Origin of the sequence: Shewanella oncorhynchi (assembly GCF_012584455.1) — a bacterium.
GTDB classification, from domain to species: Bacteria; Pseudomonadota; Gammaproteobacteria; order Enterobacterales; family Shewanellaceae; genus Shewanella; species Shewanella oncorhynchi.
On sequence record NZ_JABAEB010000006.1, the window covers coordinates 331380 to 344472 of the forward strand.

Here is a 13093-nt window from a genome sequence, read left to right on the forward strand (position 1 = left end):
AGTCGCAATCGGTGGCGTGCGCCTTATAATATGCGCCTGCACGCATTAAGCTGGTTTGATTGGCATGCAATGAATAAGCTTAGTGTTTTGAGCTGTCAAAATTTGTTAAGGTATATTTTTTAACTTTAGTAAACGCGGCTAGGATGCTAATTTGTACGTTGACTCAATATTGAGTTTAACGAAGATAAACGACATGTAAGAAGCTGATATATATCACCTCGAATCGATGTCCCTTTTTGACTGTGGAAGTAATGATGGAATCAACAGAAAAGTTGACCGACACCAATGCAATTTTGGCGTATTTGTATGAAACATTTCCTTTGTGCTTTATTGCTGAAGGTGAAACTAAGCCATTAAAAATCGGATTGTTTCAAGATTTGGCTGAAAGGTTGGCTGATGATTCTAAAGTCAGTAAAACTCAGCTCAGAGTTGCCTTGAGACGTTACACCAGCAGTTGGCGCTATTTAAAGTGCGTTAAAGCAGGCGCACAACGCGTAAACCTGGATGGCGAACCTTGCGGCGAGTTAGAGCAAGAGCACATTGATCATGCTCAAGCCATGTTGAAAGAGAGTCAGGATAAGGCCAAAGCGAAACGTGCAGCACTTGCACCTAAGCCCGCGGCGAAGAAAGCACCTAAAAAGGTGGCCGTTCCTCAGCGTCCTAAAACTGAGCGTCCTGCTAAGCCTGCACCAAAAGCTGCAGCGCCAGTCGTCAATTATGTTCAAGCACAATTGACTGATTTAACGAAAAAACAACGCGTCAATGTTAAATTAGGTATGACACCCGTAGCCGGTGTGATTACTGACATTAACAAGGAAGATATTCATGTTCAGCTTGATAGTGGCCTAACGATTAAAGTTAGAGCAGAACATATCCTGCTGTAATCATTTATTAAAACGGAGTAACTTGTTGATGCGAAAACTCACTTTGGCTACCTCGATCGCCACTGTTTTTGTCGGATTCTCGGCTTGGGCCGTACCACCCACGATTCAAATCAGCGAGTTACCCACTCTCAAGCAGGAAGCGCAACATAAGGTTGCGAGCAAAAGGGTAACGGACTTATACACTCGTTCGCACTATCATAGATTCAATCTTGATGACGCCTTTTCTGCGCAAATTTTTGATCGTTATCTACAGCAGTTGGACTATCGCCGCAATGTGTTAACCCAAGCGGATGTCGATAGTTTTAAACCTTATGCTACCCAATTCGATGACATGCTCAGTTCTGGTGAACTTGAGCCTGCCTATAAAATGTTTGATATCGTCCAAAAGCGCCGCTATGAAGGCTTTGTCTATGCTTTATCTCTATTAGATAAAGAGATGGATTTTTCTGCGCCCGGTGATGCCTATGAGTACGACCGCGATGAGGCCGCATGGCCAAAAGACCAGACAGAAATTAATGAGTTATGGCGTCAACGTGTTAAATACGATGCACTAAATCTTAAACTCACAGGTAAGAAATGGCCTGAGATTGTTGATATCCTCCAAAAGCGTTACAACAATGCTATTAAACGGTTGATTCAAACTAACAGTGAAGACGTGTTCCAAGGCGTGATGAATGCCTTCTCCCGTAGCATTGAGCCACATACAAGTTACCTTTCACCACGCAATGCTGAACGTTTCCAAATGGAAATGAACTTGAGCCTTGAAGGTATTGGTGCTCAACTGCAACTCGAAGACGATTACACTGTCATTAAAAGTTTAATTACTGGCGGTCCTGCTGCGGGCAGTGAAAAACTGTCGCCGGAAGACAAGATTGTCGGTGTCGGTCAAGAAGGCGGCGAGATTGTTGATGTGATTGGCTGGCGTTTAGACGACGTGGTCGACCTGATTAAAGGTCCTAAGGGCAGTAAAGTTGTACTGCAAATTTTACCGAAGAAAGGCGGTTCGAATGCGAAGCCATTCGATGTTACCTTAGTTCGCGATAAAATTCGCCTTGAAGACAGAGCGGCAACCTCTAAGGTGATTGAACCTAAAGACGGCGAGTATGCAAATCGCAAAGTCGGTGTGATCCAAATTCCTGGTTTCTATATGAATTTGTCGCAGGACGTTGAAAAAGAGCTAGTGAAGTTAAACGACGCCAAAGTAGAAGGCATAGTCATCGACCTTAGAGGTAACGGTGGGGGTGCATTAACGGAAGCCGTGCTGCTGACGGGACTCTTTATCGATATGGGCCCTGTAGTGCAAATTCGTGATGCCGATGGACGAGTGTCTGCGCATCGTGATAACGACGGTAAAACCAGTTATGCAGGACCATTGACTGTGATGGTTGACCGTTACAGTGCTTCAGCCTCTGAAATTTTTGCTGCCGCATTGCAAGATTATGACCGTGCATTGATCGTCGGTGAGTCGAGTTTTGGGAAAGGCACAGTACAGCAGCATAAGAGCCTAGGCCGTATCTACGACATGTATGAGAAGCCAATTGGCCATGTGCAGTATACGATTCAAAAGTTCTACCGTATTAATGGTGGTAGTACACAGATTAAAGGTGTGACCCCCAACATTGCTTACCCAAGTGCGTTGGAGCCGGGCGAGTACGGTGAAGCTGAAGAGAAAAATGCTTTACCTTGGGATAAAGTGCCTATGGCGCAATATGGCACGCTTAATGATGTTACGCCTGAGTTAGTGACTAGCCTTGAATCTAAGCACCTTAACCGTATAAAAAACAGCGTAGAGTTTGCCTATATCAATCAAGATATTGCCGACTTTAAAAAGCATCACAAAGAGAAAACTGTGTCTCTGGTTGAAAGTGAGCGTATTGCTTCCCGCGAAGCCGATGAGAAAAAAGTCCTCGACAGAACAAACGAGCGTCGAGTCGCCAATGGTTTAGCACCGGTTAAATCAATGGAAGACATTAAAGACGACGCTGAATTGCCAGATGCATTTTTAGACGAAACCGCTTATATCACCTTAGATATGGCTGATGTGCAAAAAATGGCTAAAACTAGTGCTAAGTAGGCACTAGTCGAGTCGATTTATCCGATATCAAAACGCGCTTATGGCGCGTTTTTTCTTATTTAGATCAGCGTTAAAGGGATCGAAATGACACAAGCTCAAGCAAAATACTTAAAAGATTATCAAGCGCCACTTTTTACGATAGAGACTATCGATTTAGCTTTTAATTTGGCAGGCAATGAAACCCAAGTGCAGGCGATCAGTCGTATAAAACGCACTTCAAAACATGCACAAGCCTTAGTGTTGGATGGCGAAGATTTGACCATTTTTTCGCTGACAGTCAATGGTGATGCTGTGCCTTACCATGTTAGTGCAGGTCAATTAGTTTTAGAAACTGAGCTTGATGAGTTTGAGCTGAACATTATCACTAAGCTCGATCCTGAAGCTAATTCGAGCCTTGAAGGGCTCTATATGTCCGATGGTGCCTACTGCACGCAATGCGAGGCAGAGGGCTTTCGACGTATCACTTATTTCCTTGATCGCCCTGATGTATTAGCTAAATACACAGTTCGTATCGAAGCCGATAGCGCCGCATTCCCGTTTTTACTGAGTAACGGTAATTTGATTGATCAAGGTGAGTTAGATGGCGGACGCCATTATGTTTGCTGGCAAGATCCATTTCCAAAACCAGCGTATTTATTTGCCTTAGTCGCTGGCGATTTTGATCTATTGCAAGATGAGTTCATTACTCGCAGTCGCCGTAAAGTGATCCTGCAAGTGTTCGTTGATAAAGGTAATTTACATAAAGCACACCATGCGATGGCATCACTTAAGAAATCCATGGCATGGGATGAGAGCCGTTTTGATCTTGAGTATGATTTAGATATTTACATGATAGTGGCCGTCGACTTTTTCAATATGGGAGCGATGGAAAACAAAGGCTTAAATATCTTTAACACTAAATATGTGCTCGCAGATACCTTAACGGCCACCGACGAGGATTATCACGGCATTGAATCGGTTGTAGGCCATGAGTATTTCCATAATTGGACAGGAAACCGCGTAACGTGCCGCGATTGGTTCCAGTTAAGTTTGAAAGAAGGCTTAACGGTTTTTCGCGATCAAGAATTTAGCTCAGATTTAGGCTCTCGTGCTGTGAATCGAATTCACGCAATTAAAGTGATCAAGAATCAGCAATTTGCAGAAGATTCTGGCCCTATGTCCCATCCTATTCGTCCAGAATCTGTCATTGAGATGAATAATTTCTACACTGTGACTGTGTATAACAAGGGCGCTGAAGTCATCCGCATGATGCACACTTTGCTCGGCGAAGAAAAGTTTCAGGCGGGAATGAAACTGTATTTTAAACGCCACGACGGCCAAGCTGTCACCTGTGATGATTTTGTGGCGGCAATGGAAGATGCCAGCGGAGTGGATTTAACCCAATTCCGTTTATGGTATAGCCAAGCCGGTACGCCGATTGTGACTGCGATGGACAGTTTTGATGCGCAAACGGGCGTTTATCAATTGACCCTTAAACAAAGTCTAGTGAACTGTGCATCACCGCTGCATATTCCGTTTAGCTTAGAGCTCTTAGATGCGAAGGGCCATTCTTTAGTGAATGAGATTCTCGATTTTACTCAAACTGAACAAGTGTTTAGCTTTGATGGATTCACTCATAAACCCGTCGCTTCGTTACTGCAAAACTTTTCCGCTCCCGTCAAATTACAATATCGATTCAATGTGGATCAACTCGTTCACTTGATGCGTTTTGCTAGCAGCGAAGTGGCGCGTTGGGAAGCCTCTGTGACCCTAGTGAGTCAAGCTATTTGGCAAAATGTGGCGAGTTTACAACAGCAACAAGCTATGGCTCTCGATCCCCGTGTGCGCGATAGTTTTAAAGGTGTGTTGTTAGATACTGAGCTTGATCCGGCATTGATCGCCGAAATATTAGCGATACCTACGGCTTCGGCTTTGATTGAGCAAACAGAGAATGTTGATCTAGATGCGTTAGCTTTAGCACGTGAATTTGTACTAATAGAGCTCGCTTCACATAGTGAAGATGAATTGATTGCGCTATATCGTTCTTTAGTCGCAGTAGAGAGTACGCAGGCAAGAGCCCTTAAAAATCAGTGTTTAACTTGGTTAGCTCGGGTGTCGGATGAGGCCGAGGGGTTAGTGATTTCTCAGTTCGATAACGCCAGTAATATGACGGATTCTCTTGGTGCGTTGACGGCAGCCAATGTTGGGAATTTACCTTGTCGTGATGAACTGATGACGACATTTGAGCTACGTTGGCAGGATACGCCATTAGTGATGGATAAATGGTTTATGTTGCAAGCGACCCGTGATGCAGATGATGTGATTGAGTGTTTGCGTCAGTTGCAGCAACACAAGTGTTTTAGTATGAGCAATCCAAACCGAGTGCGTGCTTTAGTGGGCAGTTTTGCTGCCGGTAATATTTATCAATTCCACCGTAGAGACGGTAAGGGTTATGCTTTCTTAACCGAATGCTTAATGACCCTTAATAAGCTCAATCCGCAGGTTGCGGCCCGTATGGTGACGCCATTGATCCAGTATCATAAATTCGACTTAGGCCGCCAAACTTTGATAAAAGCCTGTTTAGGGCAACTTTTGGCTTTGCCTGACTTATCTAAGGATATGTACGAAAAAGTCTCTAAAGCATTGGCAAAATAGCAGTTTGTTGGAGGAGGGCAGCAGTCTGTGCTGTCCTGATATTATGGAACTGTATTTCAAACTATCGATCAGCTATCGAGATTTCTTACCTTATTATCAAGGGCTTGCCGATAAAGTCGAGGTTCGTGAAACTCAAGGGCGGATTTTGTGGATTAATGGCCGTCATTTTAGGCGTTTTTTAACCGAAAATGGCATTCAAGGCTATTTCAAATTGGTTTTAGATGACAAGGGACAATTTGTTTCATTAAATCGAGTTTAGTCTTAATTTGTTTATCTTTGCTTAGAGCAATTACTTTAAACGGTCGGCTGATTACTAAGCTCGCTTTGTGATATTTTATTTTTAAATATGTTAATGAATTATATGATTTTTTAATGTGTTTTTATGTTTCATTCCTATTCCGCTTTTCGCTAATTTAAATCTCTCCTTTTTAGTTATCGGTACAAATGTACCTACATGCTTAATTCTTTAGAAAATTTTCTCTAACTGCGCCTTGCTCAAGGGGATTAATTGCTGTAACAATGATGTTACCTGTGAGCTAACAAGATGTTGGTTGTAATTCCTAAAACAAAGAATCCAGCAGGGTACGGAGAGCTAAAATGAAAATTGTTAAAAATAGTTTTAACAAATCGGCGCTTGCTTTGGGGGTGGCGTCGGCATTGAGTTTGTTAATGATCCCAAGCGTTAATGCAGTATCTTTTAATTGGGGAGAGGTTGAGGGCACATTTGACTCAACTTGGACTGCTGGTGCGAGCTGGCGTGTAGGGGAGCGCGATTGGGAAGGTCAAATTGGTAAGGTTAATCAACCCCAATTCGATTGGTCTAATTACAGCGCATTTGGCAATACTAAATACACTTCTGCTGAGATTTGGGCCCAGCCCGGATCGTATTCCAGTAACAATGACTTAAGTAATTTACTTTATTCTCAAGGCGATACTACGTCCGAAATCGTTAAAGGTTTGCATGAATTGTCATTGAAATACAAAAACTACGGTTTATTCGCTCGTGGTATGTATTTCTATGATCGTAAACTCAATGACGGTAATTATGATTTTAATGATCCGATAACGGGCAAAGAGTTTGACCCTTGCGAAGATAACCGTGCTTCAGAAGTTCAATGTAAAGATATTCGCTTACTCGATGCGTTTGTGTATGGCAACTTTGACCTCAACGATGGCGCTAATCCATTATCTATTCGTGTAGGTAATCAAGTGGTGTCATGGGGTGAAAGTACACTGATTGCCCATGGGATCAGTGAAATCAACGCCGTTGACTTGAACATACTTAATGCGCCAGGCGCTGAACTAAAAGAAGCGTTCAGACCTCAAGGTATGGTGTGGGCTTCCCTTGGTTTGACGGATTCATTAACGGTAGAAGCATTCTATCAATATGATTGGCAACCTATTTGGGTACCAACACCGGGTTCTATTTTTGCGACTAACGATTTTGCGGGTTTCGGTGGTTACGCTCAAAACGCTCAGCTTGGGTTTAATGCTAACCCTGACATCAATTTAGACTTTGTGATGCAAGAATACGAGCGTTTAGCGGGCATGATTGCCAGCGGCCAATCTATTCCGACACAGCAATTGGTTTCTATGGCCTTAGCTTACCCAACAAAAGTGACGCTAGTGCAGGATGAGGCAGAGCCAAGCAATGATGGCCAATATGGTATTAAGCTGGGTTATTACGCGCCTTCACTGGGTGAAACCGAATTTGGTTTTTATTTCATGAATTACCATAGCCGTCGTCCTCTTATCAGTGGTACAGCCGCCGATTTTAGCACGGGTGCACTTTTGTCTGATCTGGCGACCATAGGTCAAAACTCGGGTAACATTGATCGTGAATTGTTGCTCAATTTGAAGAGTTTCTCTAAGGCGCAAATCGTTTATCCAGAAGATATCAAGCTTTACGGTTTCAGTTTCAATACCTTGGTTGGTGATACCTCTGTCGCGGCTGAAATTGCCCATCGTCAGGATGAACCACTGCAAATCGATGACGTAGAATTATTGTTTGCCGGTATGCCACAGCAGTTAGCTAACGCTGGTCTTCGTCCAGATCTCGATGGTATTTCACAGATTAAAGATGTTAAGCCGGGTGAAACCGTGGATGGCTTTATCCGTCTTGATACCACTCAGGCGCAGATGACTTTCACCCATTTATTTGGTCCAACGTTAGGTTTAGATAACTTGACTATGTTGGCCGAAGTGGGTGGCGTGTGGATCCATGATATGCCAGGTTTTGATGAGCTACGTCTCAATGGTCCTGGTACGTCACGTTCTGGCGGCAACCCAGATATGCCCGGCATCATTCAAGCCTTGCACAATGGTCCTGAAACTAACCCGTTCCCAACCGACTTTGCTTGGGGATATCGTTTAGTTGGAAAGGCGGATTTCAACAACGTATTTGCTGGGGTCAATATGTCTCCACGGGTGATTTTCTCCCATGACGTTGATGGTATTACACCTGATCCTATGTTCCTGTTCACGGAAGGACGTAAGTCTGTCGCGCTAGGCGTTAACTTCGACTATCAAAACCGTTGGGGTGCAGATATCTCCTATAACAATTTCTTTGGCGGTGTCGGTACGACGAATGCGATGGCAGATCGTGATTATGTTTCATTCAATATCAAGTATTCGATCTAAAAGGACTCAAACAATGAAGAAACTGACGATATTGGCGAGTGCAGTCATGCTGGCGTTCGCAGCGCCAGTCGCTATGGCTAAGATATCAGAAGCTGATGCGGCAAAACTTGGCAATGAACTTACCCCTTTAGGTGCTGAAAAAGCAGGTAATGCTGATGGTTCTATTCCTGCGTGGGATGGTGGTATCACTCAGCCTGTGGCGGGTTATACCAAAGGGATGCATCACCCAGATCCTTTCCCTGAGGATAAGATTGAATTTACTATTACCAATGCTAACAAAGCGCAATATAAAGATTTTTTAACGCCGGGTCAGATGAAGTTGTTCGAACTTTATCCTGATACCTACAAGATGAATGTGTACAAGACTCGCCGTAGCGCCTCTGTACCACAGTTCGTTTACGATGCGACTAAAGTTAACGCGACTCGTGCTGAACTGATTGCACAGGGCAATGGTATTTCTGGCGCGGCTATTGGTATTCCATTCCCGATCCCTGCAAATGGTTTAGAAGCAATTTGGAACCACATTTTGCGTTTTCGTGGTATCGATATCGAAACTTCCCGTAGCCAAGCTGCACCGACAGCCGATGGTAGCTATAGCTTAGTCGAAACGGCTGAGGAAATTCGCTTCGAATATTCTCGTCCAGAAATTACCTTAGATCAGCTTAAAGCCAGCAATACGCTGTTCTACTTTAAGCAAGTGGTGACTCAGCCTGCACGTTTAGCTGGTACAGCCTTATTGGTTAAAGAAACCATGGATCAAGAGGCGCTTCCCCGCCAAGCTTGGACCTATAACACAGGTCAACGTCGAGTACGTAAAGCGCCGAACGTGGCTTTTGATACACCGGGTACAGTGTCAGATGGTCTGCGTACGACAGATGATTTCGATATGTTTAACGGCTCTCCTGTGCGTTACAATTGGGAACTAGTTGGCAAAAAAGAAATTTATATCCCGTACAACGATTACAAACTGCATTCGGATAAGCTGAAATATGACCAAATATTGAAACCTGGTCATGTGAATCCTGAATACGTTCGTTGGGAAAAACACCGCGTATGGCAAGTGAGGGCGACGCTGAAAGATGGTATGCGCCACATTTATAAAGTGCGCGATATGTACCTTGATGAAGATTCATGGCAAGTGTCAATCGCCGATCTCTACGACAACCGTGATCAGTTGTATCGTGTGGCCGTTGCACATGGCTTGAATTATTACGAAGTACCTGCACAGTGGGATACTTTAGAAGTCTTCCATGATTTGCAATCCCGTCGTTATCTCGCCATGGGCTTAGACAACCAAAGTGGCATGTATAACTTCGATGCCAAACTGACTGAAGCTAACTTTACCCCCGATGCATTGCGTCGTGAAGGTATCCGTTAATAGGCCACGTACAAAGGGGCGCTTAGCGCCCCTCATTAGTTAAGGAAGTTTGTATGTCGTTTCGCATCCTTCAGTGTGTCGCTGTATTAAGTTTCGGTGGCGCTTTTTTTCCTTTTACGTTATCTGCAACGCCCTCTGATCCGATTTTTTCTCAAGTTCAACCTCTTGCTGCTTCATCTTTGATTTTAGATATTGCCAACGTAGGCGCAGGTTTAGTGGCTGTGGGTGAACGTGGCCATGCTCTGGTGTATGACGGCAGTTGGCATCAAGTGGCAACGCCCGTGAGTTCACAGCTGACCAAAGTCTTTTTTCTCAATGAAAAACGCGGTTGGGCTGTAGGTCATGATGCAACCATTTTACAGACTCAGGATGGCGGTCAAACTTGGCAGTTACAAATGCATTCGCCAGAGATTGAAAAGCCTTTCCTCGATGTGGTGTTTTTAGACGAAAACAATGGTATTGCCATTGGCGCTTACGGTTTGTTTTATCGCACCAACGATGGCGGTGCCCAGTGGCGCGAGGAGTTCCATGAGGAGCTTTTAGCTGAAGAAGATGTGGCTTATTTGGCGGAGTTAAAAGGCAGCGATCAATTGGCCTATTTGAGTGCGCGCGCTTCATTATTGCCGCACTTTAATCGTATTTTAACCTTAACCGATGGACGTTTATTATTGGTTGGCGAGCTGGGCTTAGTTGCTGTTTCTGGCGATCAAGGTAAAACATTTACGCGTACCAATTTTGATTACGATGGTTCTATGTTTAACGCCGTAGAAACGAAAAATGCTGTGTATGTGATGGGCCTTCGCGGTCATATATTCAAAGCTGATGTGAGTTTAAGCCAATGGAATCAAATAGAACTGCCTGTGCAATCCTCAATCAACGGTGCCATGGTTGTTTCTGACGACGCGCTATATTTAGTGGGTAATGCGGGGATAGTGATCAAGCTAAATGAGGACGACACTAGCAGCATCGTGACTCGTCGCCAAGGGGAAAACTTAGTGTCTATTGCGAAGGATAATCAAGGGAATATGTGGTTATCTGGCAGCCAAGGGCTGTTTATTCTTAAGCCATAAAATTTTAAAACTACAATAAATAATAGGGCCGAGAAGATGTTAGAAAAACTGGTCAACGGATTTGAGTCATTTTTGTTTCGCAATCGCGCATGGGTCGTCGGCATTTTTGTGTTTTTGACGTTGTTTTTTGGCTATCAGGCCAGTCAACTCAAAATGGATGCGGCTTTTATTAAAAATATTCCACTGCAGCACAGTTATATGCAGACCTACCTGAAACACCAAAAAGATTTTGGTGGTGCCAACAGCATCATGGTGGCGGTTGAGGATACCAGCGGTAATATTTTTAATGCTAACTATTTTGATACCTTAAAAAACGTGCATGATCAGCTGTTTTTTATTCCAGGGGTTGACCGTGCGCAGGTGAAATCAATTTTTTCGCCTTCCACTCGTTTTACGGAAGTCGTTGAGGATGGTTTTGCTGGCGGGCCAGTTATTCCAGCGGATTTTTCAACTTCAGTGTCTGGGTTAGAAACGGTTCGCGATAATATTGAAAAAGCAGGGATTGTCGGCCGATTGATTGCTAACGATTACAGTGCGGCTATGGTGTCGGCTCAATTAATGGATTTTGATCCACAGACGGGTAAACCGCTTGATACCATTGCTTTTGCTGCACAATTAGAAAAAGAGCTTAGGGGCAAGTTCGAAACCGATAAGGTTAAAATTCACATCATAGGTTTCGCCAAAATGGCCGGGGATGTGGCTGATGGCGCTAAGGGCGTGTTGCTGTTCTTCGTGATCGCGATTTTGGTCACTGCCATCATGGTTTACCTCTTTTCTAAATCCATCATCTTGACCATGCTGCCACTGGTCTGCAGTTTAACGGCTGTGGTCTGGCAGCTTGGTTTATTGACTGTGATAGGTTTCGGTCTCGATCCTATGTCGATTCTGGTACCGTTTTTAGTCTTCGCCATCGGTGTGAGCCACGGGGTGCAGATCATCAACGCTGTACGGCGCCGAGTGCTCGACGGGCAAACGACAAAAGCGGCTTCGGCGTCGGCATTTCGTAGTTTATTAGTGCCGGGTGGTGTGGCATTACTGTCTGATACTGTTGGTTTTGTTACCCTGTTATTTATCGATATTGGGATTATTCGCGAACTGGCGATTTCCGCCTCGCTCGGTGTTGGCGTGATCATTTTCACTAACCTTATCCTGTTGCCTTTGGTGATTTCTTTTAATGAAATCAAAGTCAATAAACACGCAGAACCGACCGCTGAAGAAGTGCGAACTGAGGCTATTTGGCGCTTCATGGCGCGTTTTGCGACGCCTAAATATGCTGTGGTAGTCATTATTGCCACTGTGGTGTTGTATTTTGTGGGTCTGCAACAAGCCAATCAGATGAAGATTGGTGATCTACAGGGCGGCGCGCCAGCGTTACATCAAGATTCGCGTTATAACCTCGATACCTTCTTCATCACCGATCATTTTTCTATCACCACAGATGTGATGACTGTGATTGTTGAGGCAGCACCTGAAGCCTGTACTTACCACGATGTGCTCACTCAAATTGATCAGTTTGAATGGTTAGTACGCAATACCCCTGGGGTGGAGTCGACTGTGAGCCTGGCGTCTGTCGCTAAAAAAGTGAATGCAGGCTTCAACGAAGGTAATCCAAGATGGGAAGTGTTGCCGCGTACAACGGCGAGCTTAGTACAGGCCATTGGCCAAATTCCCACAACTTCAGGTTTATTAAATGGCGATTGTTCTGTCATGCCTGTGTATCTGTTTATGAAAGATCACAAGGCCGAAACCATAGAAACTGTGGTCGCTAAGGTCAAAGCCGTCGCCGCGAAAATGGACAACGAGAAGTTGCAGTTTAAACTGGCGTCGGGTCCTGTGGGTGTAATGGCAGCGACTAACGAAGCGGTGGCTGAGGCACAGTTACCTATGATGATATACGTCTATGGTGCCGTGTTTGTACTCTGCTTAATCAGTTTTAAATCTTTTAAAGCCACTGTGGCGGTCATTATTCCGTTATATGTCGTGTCGACACTGGCACAAGCCTTGATGACTCTGCTTGATATTGGCTTAGCTGTCAGTACCTTACCTGTTATTGCACTGGGGGTTGGTATTGGTGTGGATTACGGTATTTATATCCTCTCGACTATGTCGTCTAAGCTATCAAATGGTATGCCAGTGCAACAGGCTTACTATGAGGCGTTGGTCGAACGGGGTAGTGCGGTGATCTTTACGGGTCTGACATTGGCGATTGGTGTGAGTACTTGGTTCTTCTCAGCACTTAAATTCCAAATGGACATGGGAATATTGTTAACATTCATGTTTGTGGTAAATATGCTCGGTGCCATAATTATCCTACCTGCATTGGCCGCCATTTTCTGGCGCCAACCTAAGTAGAGTCTACAAATGGGGAGCTAAGCTCCCCATTTACTTTTGAATACTTAGTCTGCTTTATCGA

Annotated in this window: 8 protein-coding genes; all 8 read left to right on the forward strand. The window is 44.3% G+C overall.

Features of this window, described 5'->3' with window-relative positions:
* Positions 1–254: 254 nt before the first annotated feature.
* The 8 genes from proQ (at position 255) to HGO26_RS12270 (ending at position 13032) form a co-directional block, all read left to right on the forward strand.
* Positions 255–884, forward strand: coding sequence for an RNA chaperone ProQ (proQ, locus tag HGO26_RS12235; RefSeq protein ID WP_028759761.1), 630 nt, complete (start codon positions 255–257; stop codon positions 882–884).
* A gap of 28 nt (positions 885–912) precedes the next feature.
* Complete coding sequence (gene prc / locus HGO26_RS12240) at positions 913–2958, forward strand: carboxy terminal-processing peptidase (RefSeq protein ID WP_028759762.1); 2046 nt, start codon at positions 913–915, stop codon at positions 2956–2958.
* Positions 2959–3042: 84 nt separating this feature from the next.
* Positions 3043–5592, forward strand: a complete 2550-nt coding sequence (gene pepN, locus HGO26_RS12245; RefSeq protein WP_168825443.1) for an aminopeptidase N — start codon at positions 3043–3045, stop codon at positions 5590–5592.
* 43 nt (positions 5593–5635) lie between these two features.
* Positions 5636–5851 (forward strand): DUF2835 domain-containing protein, encoded by a 216-nt coding sequence (locus HGO26_RS12250; RefSeq protein ID WP_028759764.1) that lies wholly within the window; start codon positions 5636–5638, stop codon positions 5849–5851.
* Between the two features lie 338 nt (positions 5852–6189).
* Entirely contained in the window at positions 6190–8232 is a 2043-nt protein-coding gene (locus HGO26_RS12255; protein WP_105252651.1) for a DUF1302 domain-containing protein, read from the forward strand.
* Between the two features lie 13 nt (positions 8233–8245).
* Entirely contained in the window at positions 8246–9610 is a 1365-nt protein-coding gene (locus HGO26_RS12260) for a DUF1329 domain-containing protein (RefSeq protein WP_105252650.1), read from the forward strand.
* A 53-nt stretch (positions 9611–9663) separates the two neighbouring features.
* Positions 9664–10680 (forward strand): WD40/YVTN/BNR-like repeat-containing protein, encoded by a 1017-nt coding sequence (locus HGO26_RS12265; RefSeq protein WP_168825445.1) that lies wholly within the window; start codon positions 9664–9666, stop codon positions 10678–10680.
* Between the two features lie 36 nt (positions 10681–10716).
* Positions 10717–13032 (forward strand): efflux RND transporter permease subunit, encoded by a 2316-nt coding sequence (locus tag HGO26_RS12270; RefSeq protein ID WP_168825447.1) that lies wholly within the window; start codon positions 10717–10719, stop codon positions 13030–13032.
* Positions 13033–13093: the final 61 nt, after the last annotated feature.

Coding starts and splice junctions, on each gene's coding strand:
- proQ (WP_028759761.1), top strand. CDS start 255: ATGGAATCAACAGAAAAGTTGACCGACACCAATGCAATTTTGGCGTAT.
- prc (WP_028759762.1), top strand. CDS start 913: ATGCGAAAACTCACTTTGGCTACCTCGATCGCCACTGTTTTTGTCGGA.
- pepN (WP_168825443.1), top strand. CDS start 3,043: ATGACACAAGCTCAAGCAAAATACTTAAAAGATTATCAAGCGCCACTT.
- HGO26_RS12250 (WP_028759764.1), top strand. CDS start 5,636: ATGGAACTGTATTTCAAACTATCGATCAGCTATCGAGATTTCTTACCT.
- HGO26_RS12255 (WP_105252651.1), top strand. CDS start 6,190: ATGAAAATTGTTAAAAATAGTTTTAACAAATCGGCGCTTGCTTTGGGG.
- HGO26_RS12260 (WP_105252650.1), top strand. CDS start 8,246: ATGAAGAAACTGACGATATTGGCGAGTGCAGTCATGCTGGCGTTCGCA.
- HGO26_RS12265 (WP_168825445.1), top strand. CDS start 9,664: ATGTCGTTTCGCATCCTTCAGTGTGTCGCTGTATTAAGTTTCGGTGGC.
- HGO26_RS12270 (WP_168825447.1), top strand. CDS start 10,717: ATGTTAGAAAAACTGGTCAACGGATTTGAGTCATTTTTGTTTCGCAAT.